Raw genomic sequence first — 20,887 nt, forward strand, 5'->3', positions numbered from 1 at the left:
TGCGCCGCCGCTGCCTCAGCGGCGGCGCATGGTCAGCTGCTACTCCTCTTCCAGCCCCTTCACGTCTTCCCAACTATCTGAGTGGGCTTCCTCTGCCGCCTCAGCGATTGCCGCATACATCTTCAAGCGTCCGCTGATTTTATCAAGGCGCAAACCCAGGTCCTCGGCATGCACTTGAGGCCATCCTTGCTCTCTGACGAACGCGCGGCTATGCCCACGCACACTTTCGGCTGCCACGAGCGCGCTCTCCAGAGACGCCACCAGGTTCGCAAAGTGCGCCTTGGCTGCTTCAAACTCGCTTTCCGGGGTGGTGACATCACCCTCGACGGGCGAGGATGCGACAGACTCTCCCAGTGCGGTAAACGTGGTCCGCAGCCACTGGTCGTCCGCTTCGATGGGCTTGCTACTCAGGTTTAGCTGAGGTGTTCCGCTCTCATCAACCCTTTGGGGTTTCCTGTTTTGGCGTCCGTCGACAATCGCCCTGTGCAGAGTCCTGATTCCGTGGGCGCTCTCCGTCATCCGCTGTAGCACCGATGAGGGGGTGCGATAGTCGACAGTGCGTCCTCGTGCCTCTCTGACGAGAATCCCGTGCACCGCCAGGTAGTAGCCGCCGCGGACACCCAACTCGACGCCAGCCGCTCCTGCCGAGCCGGCTTTCGCCAAATTGCCGAGTGCCGATTCCAACATCTTGTCAGGATCGTTGTCGCCGCTGATGTGCCACCCGGGAGCTTGGAGCGGCGTCCACTTCAGCATGCGCTGCAACGTGCTGCGAGTCCCGCTTACCCGGTCTGCGCCATCAGCATCGGCGTGTGTCGCACGCCAAGGTCGCAGGATCATTTCAGTGACAACCTTGGCCTTGAAATCCCCTGTGACTTTGCTCTTGGCCGTGATCCTCAGTACACCCCGACGGAAGATGGCATGATCTTCCGCGCTGAGGAATGTGGAGACGATCTCTGCCACTCGGGTGTCGGCCCACGGATCGAGGACATTCGACTGCACCTGTTCGGGCGTCAGGTCGGCGGCGAACCACTCCGCACGTGTACGGGTGAGCCGACCAGCTCCCAGGAACTCTTCGATGACAGGGTCCGCCAATGCGTCATTCTCACTCGCCGTTCCCCAAGGTTTTGGGGGCTCGACGTGAGTGATACCGACGATGAACTTGACAGCCTGGTCGTACTTTAGCGCAGAGCGCTCGTCCGGGATGAATCGCAGCACCAGGGTTGCCGGAGCTACGAGCGACCGTGCCCTCTTGACATCTTCAGAAGTGACCTCTTCTCGAGGCCGTTCGCCAGTACCCAAGACCTGGCTCAACAGCTGACGATACTTGCGGTCGTCTCCCGGCAAGCCATACAACACATCGCTAGCGCCCAGCGCGTGAATCCGGTGACTCGCGGAGATCCTGCTGCTTCCGTCGGCACCGGCCAGGGCCCATACAGGCTGCTCGTACTCGGATTCGTGATCGATCCTGACCACCGTAAGCAGCAGCTCTCTTAGGATTCCGTGCTGCCCGATTGTCTCTACCAAGTCGTTATGCCTGGCGAGAAATCCGTTCGACCTGTCCATGGCGCTCACCACATGAGCGCGCGACTGTGCGCCTAGGACGAGCTCTCCCGTTTCTCCTCGCGCCGCCTCAAGGCCACGCAAGGGAGGAAAATGGCCGGGCGCCAGAGCACCCGAGAGGGGATATACTCTATAGCCAGCCTCTCGATTGTTTCCAGGGAAATGACATACGGCAGGCGCCCAGACCTGAGTGGTAATCGTGTGAAGGACTCCTCCGGGAACACGCATGACGTCGGGATTTTGGAGCCGCTTCCTGGCTTCTTCCGGCCGCGCGATTGCCCGGGCGATAGCCGTAGCCGCCCCCTCGCTAAACCCCTGAGTTACTAGAGTGCTGGCGAGTTTGCGCACCGCCGGGGTCCTCGGGAGTGCGGGCAGCCCGTCTGGCAGAGATGGAAGATCCTCGTCCATACGGTCAATGTCATCCGTACCTGGATCTGGCATCTTTAGAGAGGCAGGGCTTCCCGTGCCTGCCGAGCCGAAATCTGGTTCAGATTCGCTGGCCAAGGACTGAACATCATGGTCGTGGTTCTCCTCCACAGCATGTCCTTCCGATCTTTGTGAAAAGAACTGCGGCAGCGCCGGTGTTCGTTGAGGCGATCGGAACCTTCTGAGCAGAATGCCGTTTCGGACAAACAAAAGGCCCTACCGCCTCGCCTGGAGACGTAGGGCCGAATTACGACCAACTGTCCCCGCTGTGGCATCCCGAGAACTTCGGTGTTGCCAAGCGGCCGTTTTCAGTGCCAATCGCCTGTCGGGTCCTCGGTCTAGATGACGGTGCGACCACTGCCAACACACGGGAGTTGAGCCATGTGTCGCGGCGTGTTGGGACGGAAGACGCCCAATTCCAAGATCCTGGCACGTCTGCAGACACATCGCCGAGTTTTCATGTATTTTCCCCAGATCCCATCGATATCTGCTATGAGGACATTCGGCAGGGTCCTGTTGATCAAGCTTTCGGTGGCAGACGCGCGCGTCACGGCACCGCCGGACAACGATCAGGCGCCAGCGGTCTGCCTGGCCCACGCGCTCCTACGGAACTCCTAGAGGAGACCTGCCAACGGCAGCCCCCTCACCTGCCACCCACTTGACCGATCACATCCGCATGCTGAAGTTTGGCCAAAGCCTCACGGACTGCGCGTTCAACTAATCGCCGAGTCAGCAGGAGCCGGCGGCGTACGCGAAGCACTTCGTCCCATCGGCAACTGCCCTCCCAGAGCCTCCGCCTCGGGGGCAGCCGGGTTGGAACAGTCCAGCTCGCACCTCGGGAAGCCAGAGGTGAACGTCGTGCTCCCTGTTACGGGTTCGAACTAGCCCTGTCCGTAAAGCCGATGACTTGGTGAGAGTGAGGCGAGCCAGCCCGGTGATGCTCACCCGCCGCACCTGACCAAGTTGTCGCTCGGTCATAGTTACTGCGTTCCACACTCGCTCATCATGTGCCTAAGCAGCGCCTACCCCGACGCTCGGTACAATTACATGACCGATCAGGAGAGCAAGGCGCCCACGAGTACCGCGCTGTAATGCACAGCCTGATGCCAGCGCTTGCAGTAGCGCTTCGGACGCCACAGTGAACGTCGCGTGAATCCCCTTTCACACCAGACGCACGGCCGAGCCTTCGCATCCCCCATGGCCCGACTCTAACGGGCCTTCCACGCAGTCATCTTGCCTGACCGCAGTTCTAACAGTGACCACCGTGCCTGCAACTTCCTGCGGGAGCAGGGAACATCATGGCTGAGGTGGACGTTCCGGACGACGGGGAGACGAAGCGAGCGCATGGCCGGGACCGAAGGGCGCCTTCGACTCGTTTAAGCTGCCCTCGGCTCCGCCATCCGCGCCCAAACGGCTGTGAAGGCTGACTAGCGCGGACGAGGCTGTCGCGTTCCCGCAGCCGATTGATCGTGACCGCGACGGGCAGCGTATCCGTGGTCGACTTGCCATAGGGCAGGATCAACCGCTGTTACGCCCGACGCTCAGCAAGATCGCATCCGGAACTGGTATCGCTGTCACTTGGCCGTCACGCAGGTCAGCGGCGGTCGCGTCAGGGCAGGATCTAATCTGCTCGCGCCATCACGCGGAACTGCATGTCTGCCCGCACGTTTTCCGTGGAAAGGCCTCGCCGTACTGGTGCGAGGCCGCGCTGGTCGCGCACCGCCTGAGGCGCCCGTTTGTCCGAACTTCCTCTGCGCGTCCACTCATAGGGCGAGGACACTCCGGAGATCAACCGGGGCGAGAAGCCGAATATACGACTCACGCTGTTCGTGGTCGATGAGGATTAGGAGTACTGGCCGTAACCCGGGGCATGGCGGGGGTACCTGCCTTCCTCCGGGCCTGCCTCACCCCAGCAAGTGATGACGTCCGCTCGGAAGCTGGACTACAGGGCTGGTTTCCAGAAGCGCCGCGACCATTACCCGCACCGTTTCGCGCACCTTCGGTCGGCGTCCACACCTTGAGCACGCCTCTCGATGTTGTTTCGTACTCAGTAGGCCTGGGCCCGTCGATGCCGTATCCAAAAATAGCAAAAGCCCCAGGTCACGGCGAGTGAGTCCTGGGGCTTCCACAGAGCCGCCTTCGGGATTCGAACCCGAGACCTACGCATTACGAGTGCGTTGCTCTGGCCAACTGAGCTAAGGCGGCACCGCTCTGCGCACCATGGTGCGAGCAGCAGCGTCGCCAAGTCTACACAGTTTCTGGAGTGGTCCCGACCAGCCCCGGGGTGGGCCGCTGCGGGGCTATGAGCAGCGCTTTCCCTTGGCCGGCGGGGTGCCGTCGAGGAGGTAGGTGTTGATCGCGGTGTCGATGCAGTCGCTGCCGCGGCCGTACGCGGTGTGGCCGTCGCCCTCGTAGGTGAGGAGGGTGCCGGAGGAGAGCTGGGAGGCGAGGGACTCGGCCCACTTGTAGGGGGTGGCGGGGTCGCGGGTGGTGCCGACGACCAGGATCGGGGCGGCGCCCTTCGCCTCGATGCGGTGCGGGGCGCCGGTGGCCTTGACCGGCCAGTACGTGCAGTTCAGGCCGGACCAGGCGAAGCCGTCGCCGAACACCGGGGAGGCCTGCTCGAAGGAGGGCAGGGTCGCGGACACCTGGGCGGGCCCGGCGTAGGACGGTGGCAGGTCGAGGCAGTTCACGGCGGCGTTGGCGAACATCAGGTTCGCGTACTTGCCGCTCTGGTCGCGCTCGTAGTACGAGTCCGCCAGGGCCAGCAGGCCCGCGCCGTCGCCGCTCATGGCGCGGGTCAGGGCGGTGCGCAGTTGGGGCCAGGCGCCCTGGTCGTACATCGCGGCGATCACGCCCGTGGTGGCGAGGGACTCGCCGAGCGTGCGGCTCTGGCCGGTGGGGATCGGCTTGGCGTCGGTGTCCTTGAAGAACTTCCGCAGCCGGTCCGAGGCGTCCGACACGGACTCGGTGCCCAGCGGGCAGTCCTTCTGTTTGACGCAGTCCGCGGCGAAGGACTGGAAGGCGGTCTCGAAGCCCGCGGTCTGGTCGCGGTTCATGTCCAGGGAGGACAGCGACGGGTCCATCGCACCGTCGAGAACGAGCCGGCCGGTGCGGGTCGGGAACAGCTCGGCGTACGTGGCGCCGAGGAACGTGCCGTACGAGGCGCCCACGTAGTACAGCTTCTGGTCGCCGAGCGCCCCTCGCAGGACGTCCATGTCGCGGGCCGCCTCGACCGTGGACACATGGGGCAGGATCTTGCCGGACTTGGCCTCGCAGCCGTTCGCGAAGTCCTTGAACGCCTTGGCCAGGGCGTCCTGTTCGGCCGGGTCGTCGGGGGTCTGGTCGACCTCCGTGTAGGCGTCCATCTGCTTGCCCGTCAGGCATTCGACGGGCTCGCTGCGGGCCACGCCGCGCGGGTCGACGGCCGCCATGTCGTAGCGGGCCCGTACCGGCGCGGGGTAGCCGATGCCCGCGTACGACTGGAGGTAGCCGACCGCCGAGCCGCCCGGGCCGCCCGGGTTGACCAGGAGCGATCCGATCCGCTTGCCGGGGCCGGTCGCCTTCACACGGGCCACCGCCAGGTTGATGGAGGGCCCGTCGGGTTTCGCGTAGTCGAGCGGCGCCTTCATCGTGGCGCACTCGAACTTGCCGACACCGCAGGCCCGCCAGCTCAGCTTCTGTGTGTAGTAGGGGGCGAGGGCCTGCGACGTCGCGGCGTCGCCCGGGCCCGCCTTGCCGGCGTCGTGCGGGGAGGCGTTCGCGGACGTGGACGAACTGCCCGACGAGCAGCCGGAGATGAGCAGGCCGGCCGTCGCGGCGGCGATGGCTGAGGTACGGAGCAGGCGCCTTGGGTCCATCTGCGGAGCGTATCCGTCCGGTGACGTGATGTGCGCGGCGCGCGGCGGTGCGGCTCGTACGGGTGATCCCGTCAACCTCGTCCGTCCCGGCGTCCCCCGCGCCCGCATGACCCGCCCCCTTCCGCCCTGGCTCAGCCCGCTCGCAGCGCCAGGGTCATCGACTCCATCGCCAGGAGCGGGGCCACATTGCGGTCCAGGGCCTCGCGGCAGGCCAGGATCGACTCGATGCGGCGCAGGGTGCGCTCGGGGCCGGACGCTCTGGCGATCCGGTCCACCGCGTCCCGTACGTCGTCGTTGGCGATGGCCACTCCGGAGCCCAGTTGCAGCGCGAGGACGTCGCGGTAGAAGCCGGTCAGCTCGGTCAGTGCCAGGTCCAGGCTGTCGCGCTGCGTGCGGGTCTTGCGGCGCTTCTGCTTGTCCTCCAGCTCCTTCATCACCCCCGCGGTGCCTCGGGGCATCCGGCCCCCGGCGACGCCGCCCATCGCGGCCTTGAGGTCCTCGGTCTCCTTGACGTCGACCTCCTCGGCCATCTGCTTGGCGTCCTCGGCGGCGGTGTCGACCAGCTCCTGCGCGGCCTTGAGACAGCCGCCCACGTCGTCCACGCGCAGCGGCACCTTCAGGACGGCGGCCCGCCGGGCCCGGGCCGCGGCGTCGGTGGCCAGGCGGCGGGCCCGGCCGATGTGGCCCTGGGTGGCGCGGGCCGCCGCGTAAGCGGCCTCGGGCTCGATGCCGTCGCGCCGGATCAGCACATCGGCGACCGCCTCGACGGGCGGGGTGCGCAGGGTGAGGTGACGGCAGCGGGACTTGATGGTGGGCAGCACGTCCTCCAAGGAGGGCGCGCACAGCAGCCACACCGTGCGGGGGGCGGGCTCCTCCACGGCTTTGAGGACGGCGTTGGCCGCCTGCTCGGTGAACCGGTCGGCGTCCTCGACGATGATCACTTGCCAGCGGCCGCCGGACGGCGACATCTGGGCGCCGCGCACCAGCTCGCGGGTCTGCTTGACGCCGATGGTGAGGCCCTCGGTAGTGATGACCGTGACATCGGCGTGCGTACCGATCAGGGCCGTATGACAGCCGTCGCAGAACCCGCAGCCCGGTTCGCCGCCCAGCGCGCGGTCCGGGCTGACGCACTGCAGGGCGGCCGCGAAGGCGCGCGCGGCGGTGGGGCCGCCCGAGCCGGGCGGGCCGGTGAAGAGCCAGGCGTGCGTCATCTTCGACGCCTCGGGGCGCGGCTCGCCGGAACGCTCGGCGGTGACCAGCACATCAGCGTCCCGGGCGGCGGCACCCAGCTGCTCCTGCAATTGGTCCTGGCCCACCAGGTCGTCCCAAACGGCCATCTGCTGCCCCTCCGTCCCTCTGGTCGCTGCTGCGCCCATTGTGCGCCACCCCACTGACAACGGACGCCAGTGGGCAAAACCCCGCAGGTCAGGGCGAGGGAACGGTCCCTGTCCCCGGCCTGCGGCTGCCCTCCGCGCGCACGCCGCTGCCGCCCTACCGCACCGCGACCGGCGCCCCTCGTCACGCGCGGACGCCTGCCCACGGCACCACGACGGCCAGCTCTCGGCACGCATCGGAGCGCGCCCCGCGAAGCCGAGACGGCTGCTCGTAGGCGCTCCCGAGCCGGCCGGCGACCGGTTGCTGGCCGGCTGCCCTGCGGCACTTGCGACTCTAGAAAATTCCGGGCCCCCAAACGATCGTGCTGGCACGCGACCTGCTCTGCGTGCCAGCACGAATGCCGGGGCTACGGGGAGCCCGAGGGCTCCCCCGGGATCAGCGCCTGCGGCGGCCGCCCCGCGGGTTGTCGTCCTCGTCGTCGCGCGGGCCGAGCAGTTCGTCGGCGAGCGTCGGCAGGTCGTCCAGCGGGGTCTCCTCCGCCCAGTCCGAGCGGCGGCGCGGCCGCTCCTGGCCGGTCTCCGGGTCGATCTGGGGCAGTTCGCGCGTGCGCTCGTTGCCGCCCTCGGCCGGGTTTCCGGCGTCGCGCTCGTCACGGAACAGGCCCGGCGGCACCCGGTCGGCGGGAGTGTTGCCACGTACCGGCGGCAGGACTGCCGTCTCGTCGGCGGCCCGGGCGTCCCGAGCCGCGTCCCGGCCCGCGTCCCGGCCGACGTTCCGGCCGGTGTCGCGGCCCGCGGCCGGCACCGACGGCAGCACGGTCGTCTCCTCGGCGTCGGGGGAGTGAGCGGACTTGCCCGCCGTACCCGAACGTCCAGCGCCCGCCGCGCGATTCGTACGTTCCGCATCCGGCTTGGGCACCGGCACCGGCTGGGTGATCTCGTTGGGCTCGGCCACCGGGACCGGCTGGGTCACCTCGTTCGGGCTGATGACCGGCGTCTCGACCGTGATCTCCGACTCCGAGACATCGGCCGGACCCGCGGACCGGTCGGAGTGACCGGAACGGTCCGTGCGGTCCGGGCGGTCCGAGCGCTCGGACCGGTCCGGGCGTCCAGCGCCCGTGCCCTCGGCAGAGCCCGCCGAACCGACCGCACCCGACGCGTTCCCCGCGGCGGCCGCCCGGCGCTGCCTGGCCGCCGCTTCCTCGGCGGCGGCGACGGCGGCGGCCTCCGCCAGACGGCGGGCCTCCTCCGCGCGCAGCAGCGCCTCCTCGGCCTTGCGCTGCTTCTCCAGGCGGCGCGCCTCCGCCTCGGCGCGCAGCCGGGCCTCCTCCTCCGCCTGCTTGCGCAGGCGTTCCTGCTCGATGGCGCGCGCCTTCTCCTCGGCCTCGCGCCGGACCCGCTCCTCCTCGGCGAGCCGCCTGGCCTCCTCGGCCCGCTGCCGGGCCTCCTCCGCCTGGCGCTCCTCCTCGCGGCGGCGCGCCTCTTCCAGCTCGCGCCGCTTGCGCTCCTCCTCCTCGGCGCGGAGCTTGGCGAGCTGCTCCTGGCGCTCGCGCTCCAGGCGCTCCTCCTCGGCCTTGCGCGCGGCCTCTTCCTCGGCGCGCTTGCGGGCCTCTTCCTCGGCCTTGCGGCGCGCCTCCTCCTGGGCCCGCACTTCGGCCTCGGAGAGCGGCAGCATCCGGTCGAGCCGGTGGCGTACGACCGTGGTGACGGCCTCCGGCTCCTGGCCGGCGTCGACCACCAGGTAGCGGGAGGGGTCGCCGGCGGCCAGGGTGAGGAAACCGGACCTGACCCGGCCGTGGAACTCCGGCGGCTCCGACTCGAGACGGTCCGGCGCCTCCGTGAAGCGCTCGCGGGCCGTTTCGGGCGAAACATCGAGCAGAACGGTCAGATTCGGTACGAGTCCGCCAGTTGCCCACCGGTTGATCCGGGCGATTTCGGTCGGAGACAGGTCACGACCCGCCCCCTGGTAGGCCACGGACGAGTCGATGTAGCGGTCCGAGATGACGATCGCGCCGCGTTCGAGAGCGGGCTTCACCAGCGAGTCGACGTGCTCCGCGCGGTCGGCCGCGTACAGCAGCGCCTCGGCGCGGTTGGACAGGCCGGCCGACGACACGTCGAGCAGGATCGACCGCAGCCGCTTGCCCACCGGCGTGGCGCCGGGCTCGCGCGTGACCACGACCTCGTGTCCCTTGGCCCGGATCCACTCGGCGAGCGCCTCGGCCTGGGTGGACTTGCCGGCCCCGTCGCCGCCCTCCAGGGCGATGAAGAAGCCGGTCGCGGCCGGGGACTGCACCGGGTCGGCGCCGCGCACCGCGTCCGTCAGGTCGCGCCGCAGCGGCACGCCCTGGCGGTCGTCGGCCTTGGCGAGCACCACTGCGGCCAGGGGCAGCAGCAGCGCGCCGACCAGCATCAGCGTGAACCCGGCGCCGCCGTGCGCGAAGACGAACGAGCCCGACTCGACCCGGTGGCTGCCGATGGCCGCGGCGAGCAGCGGCGCGACGATGGCGCCGAGCCCGATCGCGACCCGTACGACCGCCTGGAGGTGTTCGGCGGTGCGGGCCCTGCGGTACTCCTCGGTCTCCTGGTCGACCAGTACGTGCCCGGTGTTGGCCGCGACACCGGCGGCGACGCCCGCGATCAGCGCGATGAACAGCACCGTCGCGAGGTCCGGCACGAGGCCTATGGCGAGCAGGGCGATGCCGGTGACGGCGATGGCCAGGGCGAGCAGCCGGCGCCGGGAGAGGACCGGAAGAATCTTGGCGGCGGTACGGATGCCGAGCACCGTGCCGCCGGTGAGGGCGAGGACCAGGAGCGCGAACGCGGCCGGGCCGCCGCCCAGGTCCATGGCGTGCAGTACGGCGACCGAGGCGGCCGCGGCGATGGCGGCGGCGATGGCGGCGCAGGCGAGGACGAGCAGCGGGATGGCTCCGGTGCGGCCCTTGTCGGGGCCGCTTGCGGTGCTGGGCCTGCGCAGCCCCTCCAGCGGCGAACGGGCGCGCGGGGTCTGGGTGCTGGGCAGTTCGAGCAGCGCGACCACGGAGATGGACGCGGCGAAGAGCCCGGCCGCCAGGTACGAACCGAGCGCGGCCTGGTGCAGCTTGAACCACTCGATGCCCGCCCCGAGCACATTGCTGACGAGGGCGGCGACGAGCAGGGCCGCGGCGCCCAGCGGGATGGCGACGAAGGTCGTGCGCAGCGAGAGCCTGCGCAGCGCGTCGAGGTGGTCGGGCAGCGGCCGGACGGCGGCGCCCTCCAGCGGCGGGGCGGGCAGCAGTGCGGGGGCGGCGCTCTCCTTGGCGACCGTCCAGAACCGCTCGGCCACGCCCGCCACGAAGGCGGTGACCAGAATGAGGAGCAGTGCGTTGCGGGGGGTCCAGTCGATCCACAGGGGCGCGACGATCAGCAGCGCGGCCCGTACGCCGTCGGCGCCGACCATCGTCCAGCGCCGGTCGAGCGGCCCGCCCGGCGCGGTGAGCGCGGAGACCGGGCCGAGCAGCGCGGCGCCGAAGAGCACCGTCGCGAACGCCCGGGCGCCGAGCACCGCGGCGACCGCGAAGGCGGCGCCCCGGTATCCGCCGCCGAAGGACTGCTGTTGCAGGGCGGCCTGCAACGCGAGGAGCAGCGTGACGAGTACGGCGAGCGCGTCGCCGATCCCGCCAACGAGCTGGGCGCTCCACAATCGTCGCAGTGGGGGGATGCGCAGCAGGGCGCGTACGGCGCGCTCGCGTGAGTCTGCGGCTAGGCCGTCGGTGATGGGGCTCACGACCGTGGGTGTCGCCCCGGCTCCTTCAGAGCTTGGGGGTTGCTCGGCTCCTCGCGTCATCCGCCCAGCCTATCCGGAGCGTGCGGGTCCCGGCGGGGGTGCCCGAACATATGGGCGGACGACGCGACTCGGGCTGCACCGGGCCTCGACGCGGAACGGGGGGCCGGGGCGTGTGCCCCGGCCCCCCGCCCGTCGTCGGACCTACTCCGAGGGCGCCGTCTTCTTGGCGGCCGCCTTCTTCGCCGGGGCCTTCTTGGCGGCCGTCGTCTTGGCCGCGGTGGTCTTGGCCGCCGCCGTCTTCTTGGCGGGCGCCTTCTTGGCGGTGGTGGCCTTCTTGGCCGTCGCCTTCTTCGCGGGGGCCTTCTTGGCCGTCTTCTTGGCCGGGCCCTTGGCGCGCTTCTCGGCGAGCAGCTCGTAGCCGCGCTCCGGCGTGATGTCCTCGACGCTGTCGGCGGTCCTGAGCGTCGCGTTGGTCTCGCCGTCGGTGACGTACGGGCCGAAGCGGCCGTCCTTCACCACGACCGGCTTCTCGCTGACCGGGTCGACGCCGAGCTCCTTGAGCGGCGGCTTGGCCGCGGCGCGGCCCCGCTGCTTGGGCTGGGCGTAGATCGCGAGGGCCTCGTCGAGCGTGATGGAGAAGAGCTGGTCCTCGGTCTCCAGGGAGCGCGAGTCGGTGCCCTTCTTCAGGTACGGCCCGTAGCGGCCGTTCTGCGCGGTGATCTCCACGCCCTCGGCGTCGGCGCCGACCACCCGGGGCAGCGACATCAGCTTGAGGGCGTCGTCGAGGGTGACCGTGTCGAGGGACATCGACTTGAAGAGCGAGGCGGTGCGCGGCTTGACCGCGTTCTTGCCGGTCTTCGGCGTGCCCTCGGGCAGGATCTCGGTGACGTACGGGCCGTAGCGGCCGTCCTTGGCGACGATCTGATGGCCGCTCACCGGGTCGGCGCCCAGCTCGAAGTCGCCGCTCGGCTTGGCGAGCAGTTCCTCCGCGTACTCCACGGTCAGCTCGTCGGGCGCCAGGTCTTCCTGGACGTCGGCGCGCTGGTGGCCCTCGGAGTCCTTCTCGCCGCGCTCGACGTACGGGCCGTAGCGGCCGACGCGGAGCACGATGCCCTCGCCCACGGGGAACGAGGAGATCTCGCGGGCGTCGATGGCGCCGAGGTCGGTGACGAGCTCCTTGAGCCCGCCGAGGTGGTCCCCGTCGCCGTTGCCGGCGGCGGAGGCGGTACCGGCCGTCGCCGCGTCGCCCTCGCCGAAGTAGAAACGCTTCAGCCACGGCACCGACTGGGCCTCGCCCCGCGCGATGCGGTCGAGGTCGTCCTCCATCTTGGCGGTGAAGTCGTAGTCGACGAGCCGGCCGAAGTGCTTCTCCAGGAGGTTGACCACGGCGAAGCTCAGGAACGACGGGACGAGCGCCGTGCCCTTCTTGAACACATAGCCGCGGTCCAGGATCGTGCCGATGATCGAGGCGTACGTCGAAGGACGCCCGATCTCGCGCTCTTCCAGCTCCTTGACCAGCGAGGCCTCGGTGTAGCGGGCCGGCGGCTTGGTCGCGTGGCCGTCCACCGAGATCTCCTCGGACGACAGCGCGTCGCCCTCGGCCACCTGCGGCAGCCGGCGCTCGCGGTCGTCGAGCTCGGCGTTCGGGTCGTCCGCGCCTTCGACGTAGGCCTTCATGAAGCCGTGGAAGGTGATCGTCTTGCCGGAGGCGCTGAACTCGGCCTGCCGGCCGTCGCTCGCCCGGCCCGCGATCTTCACGGTCACCGAGTTGCCGACCGCGTCCTTCATCTGGGAGGCGACGGTGCGCTTCCAGATCAGCTCGTAGAGCCGGAACTGATCGCCGGTCAGGCCGGTCTCGGCGGGAGTGCGGAAACGATCACCCGAAGGACGGATCGCCTCGTGCGCCTCCTGCGCGTTCTTGACCTTCCCGGCGTACGTGCGCGGCTTGTCCGGCAGGTAGTCGGCGCCGTACAGCTGCGTCACCTGGGCCCGGGCGGCCGAGATGGCCGTGTCGGACAGCGTCGTGGAGTCCGTACGCATATAGGTGATGAAGCCGTTCTCGTACAGCTTCTGGGCGACCTGCATGGTCGCCTTCGCTCCGAAGCCCAGCTTGCGCGAGGCCTCCTGCTGGAGCGTCGTCGTACGGAAGGGGGCGTACGGCGAGCGGCGGTAGGGCTTGGACTCCACCGAGCGCACGGCGAAGGAGGAGTCGGCGAGCGCCGCGGCCAGGGCCCGCGCGTTCGCCTCGTCCAGGTGCAGGACGTCGCTCTTGAGCTGTCCGTCGGGGCCGAAGTCGCGGCCCTGCGCGATGCGCCGGCCGTCGACCGTGTTGAGCCGGGCCACCAGCGTGGACGGGTCGGAGGCGTCGCCCGCCCGGCCGGTGGAGAACGTCCCGGTCAGGTCCCAGTACTCAGCGGAACGAAACGCGATGCGCTCGCGTTCCCGCTCCACGACGAGCCGGGTGGCCACCGACTGGACGCGCCCGGCGGACAGCCGCGGCATGACCTTCTTCCACAGGACCGGGGACACCTCGTAGCCGTAGAGGCGGTCGAGGATGCGTCGGGTCTCCTGGGCGTCGACCATGCGCTGGTTGAGCTCGCGCGGGTTGGCGACGGCGTCCCGGATGGCGTCCTTGGTGATCTCGTGGAAGACCATCCGGTGGACGGGGACCTTGGGCTTCAGGACTTCCTGCAGGTGCCACGCGATGGCTTCGCCCTCGCGGTCCTCATCGGTGGCGAGGAAGAGTTCGTCGGACTCGGCCAGAAGCTCCTTGAGCTTCCTGACCTGGGCCTTCTTGTCGGCGTTGACGACGTAGATCGGCTGGAAGTCGTGTTCGACGTCCACGCCGAGACGGCGCACCTCGCCGGTGTACTTCTCGGGCACCTCGGCGGCGCCGTTCGGCAGGTCGCGGATGTGCCCGACGCTCGCCTCGACGACATAACCGGGGCCGAGATAGCCCTTGATCGTCTTCGCCTTGGCAGGAGACTCGACGATGACGAGTCGGCGGCCGCCCTTTGCGGTCTCGCTGGTCGGGGACAACTTCGCTCTTCTCTCCGGTCGGCTCTCGGGTGTCAGTACGTGACGCTGCGGAGTGTGACGGTACAACCCGCCCCCGTGTCAAACAGCAAAAGCCCGCAGCGGCCACTCGAACGGTAACCCGACTTACCGCGATCCTGCCGCCCGGACCGTCCCGAAGCCTTCCGAAAAGCGTTTCATCCCCTTTCGGGCTATATGCGAGCGAAGCACCACAGCCCGAGCAGCAGGAACGCGGCGCCGAAGACGCTCGCGAGCACCGCGGCGGGGAGCGGCGGAGCGCCGTGCGCCACCGGCGTGCCGCGGCGTACACAGGACGCGGTCCACAGCAGCAGGGCGGCTCCGAACAGCGCGAACACCGCCCCGGCGAAGACGGCCGGCCCCGTCTCGGTCCCACCCATAGCGTTCATGGGCGCGATCCTGACCGGCGCGGCGCACCCCCGGGCAGAGCGCGGGCCGCATCCGGGACAACGGCGGGTGAACGGTGACCCGATCATGCACATTTCAGCCAGATCCCCCGGGCGTGGAGCCTCCCGGCGTGCCCCCGAGGCGTCATGCGTCACATCGGCGCCGCGCGCCACATCCCATCGAGCGTGGCCAGCGCGCCCGGCCGCCCCCGCCGCGGCACCCGCCGGGCCGCTTCCGCCGCGTGTGGCAGCGGTCGTACGTCACCCGGCGTACACACCTCGACCGGGCGGCACCTTCGCGGCGCCCATCGGGCCGCCCGTCGGATACGGCGTACGGCCCGGGGTGCCGCCGCCCCTGAGCGGGCAGGGGTTCGCCGCCGGGGGCGAACCTCCGCTCCCGGAGCGGCAGTTCAGCCCCGGCTCACTCGCCCACCGGCTCCAGGAAGCCCTGCTCCACCAGGAGGCGGATGGCCTCCGGTGTGCGGTCCCGCAGCAGCACCGGGTCCTCGTCGATCAGCTGGGCGATCGCGTCCAGAATCCGGCCCGCCGGCAGCTCGCCGTCGCAGACTCCGGCGAACCCGGCGCCCACCGTGTCCACCTTGGTGGCCCGGCGCATGCCGCGGTTCTGGCGCAGCACCACGTGCTCCGGGTCCTCGGCGCCCGGCCGGCCCACCTGCTCCTGCACCACCTCGTCGGCCAGCCGGAACCGGTCGGCGAGCAGCGCCGCGTCGTCGTGGCGGCGCAGATAGTCCTGCCGCTCGAAGTGGCCGCGCACCGCGTCGCCGAGCGGCTGCTCGACGGGGTGCGGCCACTCCTCGGTGACGATGGACGGCCGGTCGCTGTCGGTGCGGCGCAGGGTGATCCAGCCGAAGCCGACCGCCTTGGTCTTGCGCGCCTCGAACTCGTCGAGCCACGCCTCGTAGCGCTCCGCGTACCGGGCCGGGTCGCTGTGGTGGTCCCCGGCGTCGCGCAGCCACAACTCGGCGTACTGGGTGATGTCCTGGACCTCGCGCTGGATGATCCAGGCATCGCAGCCGCGCGGAACCCAGGAGCGCAGCCGGTCCTGCCACTCCTCGCCCTCGACGTGCTGCCAGTTGGCAAGGAACTGGGCGTATCCGCCGGGGTTGAGGCGCTCCCCCGCCTGCTGAACGAGCGTGCGGCACAGATCGTCCCCGCCCATGCCGCCGTCCCGGTAGGTCAGCCGGGCGCCGGGCGAGATCACGAACGGCGGGTTGGACACGATGAGGTCGAACGTCTCCTCGCCGACCGGCTCGTACAGCGAGCCCGTCGCCCGCTCGGCTTCCGGCGCGCCCGACAGGGCGAGGGTGAGCCGGGTGAAGTCGAGGGCCCGCGGGTTCAGATCGGTGGCGGTGACGCGGGTCGCGTGCTGTGCCGCGTGCAGCGCCTGGATGCCGGAGCCGGTGCCGAGGTCGAGGGCGGAGCCCACGGGCAGCCGGACCGTGATGCCCGCCAGGGTGGTGGAGGCGCCTCCGACGCCGAGGACCATGGCCTCGTCGCGCCCGCTCGCCCCGCCCGCGCCGCCGACCGCGCAGCCCAGGTCGGACACGATGAACCAGTCCTGCCCCTCGGGCCCGCCGTAGGGGCGCACGTCCACCGTGGCCCGCACCTCGTCGCCCTCGCGGACCACCCAGCCGTCCGCGAGGGCCTCCTCCAGGGGAAGGGCCGCACGCGCGCTCTCGTGGGTGACGGGCTGCTGGAGCAGGAAGAGCCGCACCAGCGTGTCGAGCGGGGTACGCCCCCGGGTGGCGCGCAGGGCGGGGACGGTCTCGCTGCGGGCCAGCGCCGCGTAAGCCGGCGCGCCAAGGAGGTCGAGCAGGCCGTCGGCGGTGAAGGCGGCGGCGAGCAGGGCGTCACGCAGGCGGGCTGCGTGACCGGGCGCGGGAAGACTGGTCGTACTCACCCCGCCATTGTGGCCGCTGCCTCTGACAATCACCCCATCACGCCCGTGGCCCGGCCCCCGCTGAGGGGCCGGGCCACGGACGAGGGCGCGTACGGACTACGACTTGGCGCTCTCCGAAGGAGAGGCCGCCGCGGAACCCGAGGGCGACGCGGAAGCCGACGGCGAGGCCGGGCCGTCGGCCGGCGCACCCGCACCCGACGCGGGGGCGGACGGCGTCTGCTTCTGGCAGCCGGGCTGCTTCTGCATGGCCTTGCCGACGTCGCCGGCCTCCAGCTTCTTCAGGGACGCGTCACCGGTCGAGCTGATCTTGCCGAGCTCGGTGGCGATGTCCTCAAGGCCCTTGGCGAACGCGGCCTGGTCACCGGCGTTGAGCGCGTCGACCTTCTTCTTCAGGTTCGCGTACGACACGGAGGAGGCGTTCAGCTCCTTGACGGCCTCCTGCTGGGTGGCGGCGCCGTCCTTGACCGGCGGAGCGCCCGCCTGGTCGACGGCCGAGCCCAGCGCCTTGTAGGCGTCCGAAATCTGCTGGAAGGCGTTCGAGTCGGTCTTCTGCACGTCGGCCGGCTTGCTGTCGTCACGCGTCTGCGCCTGGATCGCGGCGTTGGCGTCAGTGATCTTCTTGAACTGGGGCTGGGCCGAGTTGCAGAAGGTCTTCGCCCAGTCGTCGACCTTCTTGCTGGAGTCGTCGCTGCAGCCCGACAGCGTCAGGATCAGTACCGCACCGCCGGACAGTGCGGCTGCAAGCTTCTTGTTCACCGGTTTGGTCCCTTCCAAGGCTCTCGGCCCCGGAACATACACGCCAAGTGGGCGACAATCGCTTGCCGTCCGTGTGATCTGCCCCCTATTGCAGCCATTTGCACCAAGCAGAACGGGCGGACGGTGTGTCAAACCCCACCGCCCGCCCGCCCTTTGCCGATCCTGCGGCTACGAAACCACCGCCGGGTCAGCGGACTTCGCGACCCGCTCGTTGTTGCCGTCGTCACCCACGGCCACGCTGCGCCGCTTCGACACGTACACCGCGCCGATGATGACGAGGATGGCGAGCGCCGCCACGATGCCCCGCACGAGCGGGTTGGCGTCGTCGCCGTAGCTGAACTTGACGATGGCCGGCGCGATCAGGAGCGCCACCAGGTTCATCACCTTCAGCAGCGGGTTGATCGCGGGGCCCGCGGTGTCCTTGAAGGGGTCGCCGACGGTGTCGCCGATGACGGTGGCGGCGTGGGCCTCGCTGCCCTTGCCGCCGAAGTGGCCGTCCTCGACCAGCTTCTTGGCGTTGTCCCAGGCGCCGCCCGAGTTGGCGAGGAAGACCGCCATCAGGGTGCCGGTGCCGATCGCGCCCGCGAGGTAGGAGCCGAGCGCGCCGACGCCGAGGGTGAAGCCGACGGCGATGGGGGCGAGCACCGCGAGCAGGCCGGGGGTGGCCAGCTCGCGCAGCGCGTCCTTCGTGCAGATGTCGACGACCCGCCCGTACTCCGGCTGTTCGGTGTAGTCCATGATCCCGGGGTGCTCGCGGAACTGCCGCCGCACCTCGAAGACCACGGCACCGGCCGACCGGGACACGGCGTTGATCGCGAGCCCCGAGAAGAGGAAGACGACCGCCGCGCCCAGCATCAGCCCGACCAGGTTGTTGGGCTGTGAGATGTCCATGCTCAAGGTCAGCTCGTTCGCCTTGGCGTGGACGTCGCCCACGGCCGTGGCGATGGCGTCCTTGAAGGAGCCGTAGAGCGCCGCGGCCGCGAGGACGGCCGTCGCGATGGCGATGCCCTTGGTGATGGCCTTGGTGGTGTTGCCCACGGCGTCCAGGTCGGTGAGCACCTGGGCGCCCGCCCCCTGGACGTCGCCGGACATCTCCGCGATGCCCTGGGCGTTGTCGGAGACCGGCCCGAAGGTGTCCATGGCGACGATCACGCCGACCGTGGTGAGCAGGCCGGTGCCGGCCAGTGCCACCGCGAACAGCGCGAGCATGACCGAGGTGCCGCCGAGCAGGAAGGCCCCGTATACACCGAGGCCGATCAACAGGGCGGTGTAGACGGCCGATTCGAGCCCGATGGAGATGCCGGCCAGCACGACGGTGGCGGGTCCGGTGAGCGAGGACTTGCCGATGTCCCTGACGGGACGCCGGGTGGTCTCGGTGAAGTACCCCGTCAACTGCTGGATCAGCGCCGCGAGAACGATGCCGATGGCCACGGCGACGAGCGCGAGGATCCGCGGGTCGCCGTCGTGCGTCTTGATCACCTCGTCCGTGACGCCGTTCAACTTGGCGTACGAGGACGGCAGATAGACGAAGACCGCGACGGCCACCAGGGCGAGCGAGATCACCGCGGAGATGAAGAAGCCGCGGTTGATGGCCGACATCCCGCTGCGGTCGGCGCGCCGCGGGGCGACCGCGAAGATGCCGATCATCGCGGTGACCACGCCGATCGCCGGGACGATCAGCGGGAAAGCGAGGCCCGAGTCGCCGAACGCCGCCTTTCCGAGGATCAGTGCCGCGACCAGGGTCACGGCGTACGACTCGAACAGGTCGGCCGCCATGCCGGCGCAGTCGCCGACGTTGTCGCCCACGTTGTCCGCGATGGTGGCGGCGTTGCGCGGGTCGTCCTCCGGGATGCCCTGCTCGACCTTGCCGACCAGGTCGGCGCCGACGTCGGCGGCCTTGGTGAAGATGCCGCCGCCGACACGCATGAACATCGCGATCAGCGCGGCGCCGAGCCCGAAGCCCTCCAGGACCTTGGGCGCGTCGGCCGCGTACACGAGCACGACTACGGAGGCACCCAGCAGGCCGAGGCCCACCGTGAACATGCCGACGACGCCGCCCGTACGGAAAGCGATCTTCATGGCCTTGTGGGAGACCGCGGTGAGATCCCTTTCGGGTTCGCCCTCGGCGGGAGTCGCCTCTCGGGCGGCCGCCGCAACGCGCACATTCGCGCGCACGGCGAGGCGCATCCCGATGTATCCCGTCGCCGCCGAGAACACGGCGCCGATCAGGAAGAACACGGAACGGCCGACGCGCTGCGACCAGTTGTCGGACGGCAGCAGGAACAGCAGGAAGAACACCACGACGGCGAAGATGCCGAGGGTGCGCAACTGCCGGGTCAGATAGGCATTCGCGCCTTCCTGCACGGCAGCCGCGATCTTCTTCATCGAATCGGTGCCCTCGCCCGCGGCGAGGACCTGGCGCACCAGCAATTGGGCGACGATCAGGGCCGCCAGCGCGACAGCCGCGATGACGATCACGATCGTCCGGTTGCCGTCGGTCAGTACCGCGGCGGCCAGGGATGTGGGGTGGTCGAGTTCCGTTGGGTTGAAGAGCCCCGCCATTCGTCCTCCTTGACGCTCAGAGCTCAAGATGTGGACGGATTGTAGGTAGCGGAACACGATCAAAACAGGGCGCCGCAAATGGAATTGACCTTCATCGGCTCATCAGAGAGAGATCCGGTCACGAAAATGCCCCCGAAAGCGGTAATGGGGCAAAAGCATTGACGCTTGATCAGCGATCTAGGAACGGCCGGTAACGATCGGCGGCCGACGGCCGAAATCCGGCTCAGAAAATGAAAAAGGCCCTGCTCAGCAGGGCCCGTCTCAATATCGAAAAAAAGTGGATCAGGGAAGCAGCGCGGCCGGTGTGGTCGGCCAGCTCATCCGGATGACACCCCCGGACTCGCCGGAGGTGACCTCCACATCGTCCACAAGACCACTGATGACGGCGAGGCCCATTTCGTCCTCCGCGCCGTCGTCGCTCTCGTCCTCGGGGCCAGAGGCGCGCACGCCCGGCACCGACGAGGCGCCGCCGCCCGATCCCGGCACCTCGTCGCCGACCTCGATGGAGAACAGCTTCTCCTCCTCGGTCAGGACGACGTGGACGGGGGCGTCGATGCCATGCGAACGGTGCAGCCCGACAGCACGGCTGCACGCCTCACCGACGGCGAGTCGGACCTCGTCGAGCACGGCCTCGTCGACCCCGGCCCGGCGCGCCACGGCGGCCGCCACCAGACGGGCCGTCCTGACGTGTTCGGGCTGGGCACTGAAGCGGAGTTCAACGGTGGCCATGGGCGATCCCCCTCGAACGTACGGGCGTACATCTCAGGGGCCCCGGGCCACAGTGCCGCCCGGCGCCCCTGTCCTTCCTCCGGAGCCGTCGAAGGACGGCCCCGTCAGTCGGTCGCGTTGACGGCCTCGTCGACCGAGCCGTGGATCGGGAACACCTTGGTGAGCCCCGTGATCCGGAAGATCTTCAAAATGCGCTCCTGGTTGCAGACCAGGCGCAGCGAGCCCTCGTGCGCGCGCACGCGCTTGAGCCCACCGACGAGCACGCCCAGGCCGGTGGAGTCGAGGAAGTCCACGCCCTCCATGTCGACGACCAGGTGGTAACTGCCGTCGTTCACCAACTCGACCAACTGCTCGCGCAGCTTGGGCGCGGTATACACATCAATCTCGCCACCGACCTCGACGACCGTACGGTCGCCACCAGGGCCGGACACATTGCGAGTCGACAGGGACAGGTCCACGGATCCTCCAGCACCTTGCTATCGAGCGGCCGCCCCCTGAGACTCCCCGGCGGAGCCAGAGAACGGATCGCCAGCCGC

General features: G+C 69.6%; 11 protein-coding genes and 1 tRNA gene. All 12 read right to left on the reverse strand.

Translation table 11 applies throughout. The features are described 5' to 3' along the window. Positions 1–39: 39 nt before the first annotated feature. Positions 40–1,563, reverse strand: a complete 1,524-nt coding sequence (locus ACFYZA_RS17355) for a hypothetical protein (protein ID WP_388491267.1) — start codon at positions 1,561–1,563, stop codon at positions 40–42. A gap of 2,554 nt (positions 1,564–4,117) precedes the next feature. Continuing rightward, a tRNA-Thr gene (locus ACFYZA_RS17360) sits at positions 4,118–4,191 on the reverse strand. Between the two features lie 95 nt (positions 4,192–4,286). After that, positions 4,287–5,846 carry an alpha/beta hydrolase gene (locus ACFYZA_RS17365; RefSeq protein ID WP_388491269.1) on the reverse strand — a complete coding sequence of 520 codons (1,560 nt, stop codon included), beginning with the start codon at positions 5,844–5,846 and terminating at the stop codon, positions 4,287–4,289. A gap of 131 nt (positions 5,847–5,977) precedes the next feature. Beyond that, positions 5,978–7,183: a DNA polymerase III subunit delta' gene (locus ACFYZA_RS17370; protein ID WP_382582200.1), complete on the reverse strand. Its 1,206-nt coding sequence runs from the start codon at positions 7,181–7,183 to the stop codon at positions 5,978–5,980. 433 nt (positions 7,184–7,616) lie between these two features. Then, the gene (gene tmk, locus ACFYZA_RS17375; RefSeq protein ID WP_388491271.1) at positions 7,617–11,003 is read right to left on the reverse strand and encodes a dTMP kinase; all 3,387 of its coding nucleotides are present in this window, start codon (positions 11,001–11,003) and stop codon (positions 7,617–7,619) included. A 141-nt stretch (positions 11,004–11,144) separates the two neighbouring features. Continuing rightward, complete coding sequence (gene topA, locus ACFYZA_RS17380; RefSeq protein ID WP_382582206.1) at positions 11,145–13,982, reverse strand: type I DNA topoisomerase; 2,838 nt, start codon at positions 13,980–13,982, stop codon at positions 11,145–11,147. A 188-nt stretch (positions 13,983–14,170) separates the two neighbouring features. Then, positions 14,171–14,377, reverse strand: a complete 207-nt coding sequence (locus tag ACFYZA_RS17385) for a hypothetical protein (RefSeq protein WP_382582696.1) — start codon at positions 14,375–14,377, stop codon at positions 14,171–14,173. A gap of 427 nt (positions 14,378–14,804) precedes the next feature. Beyond that, a complete protein-coding gene (locus ACFYZA_RS17390; protein WP_388491274.1) occupies positions 14,805–16,304 on the reverse strand; it encodes a methyltransferase in 1,500 nt (499 codons plus the stop codon). Positions 16,305–16,400: 96 nt separating this feature from the next. Next, on the reverse strand, positions 16,401–17,060 hold the full coding sequence (locus ACFYZA_RS17395; protein WP_388491276.1) for a small secreted protein: 660 nt from the start codon (positions 17,058–17,060) through the stop codon (positions 16,401–16,403). Positions 17,061–17,228: 168 nt separating this feature from the next. Continuing rightward, on the reverse strand, positions 17,229–19,622 hold the full coding sequence (locus ACFYZA_RS17400; protein WP_382582214.1) for a sodium-translocating pyrophosphatase: 2,394 nt from the start codon (positions 19,620–19,622) through the stop codon (positions 17,229–17,231). A 282-nt stretch (positions 19,623–19,904) separates the two neighbouring features. Then, positions 19,905–20,351, reverse strand: coding sequence for an ATP-binding protein (locus ACFYZA_RS17405; protein ID WP_382582217.1), 447 nt, complete (start codon positions 20,349–20,351; stop codon positions 19,905–19,907). 104 nt (positions 20,352–20,455) lie between these two features. Beyond that, positions 20,456–20,809, reverse strand: a complete 354-nt coding sequence (locus ACFYZA_RS17410; protein WP_053728100.1) for an STAS domain-containing protein — start codon at positions 20,807–20,809, stop codon at positions 20,456–20,458. Between the last annotated feature and the right edge of the window lie 78 nt (positions 20,810–20,887).

Source organism: Streptomyces sp. NPDC001828, from assembly GCF_042892175.1.
Taxonomy (GTDB): domain Bacteria; phylum Actinomycetota; class Actinomycetes; order Streptomycetales; family Streptomycetaceae; genus Streptomyces.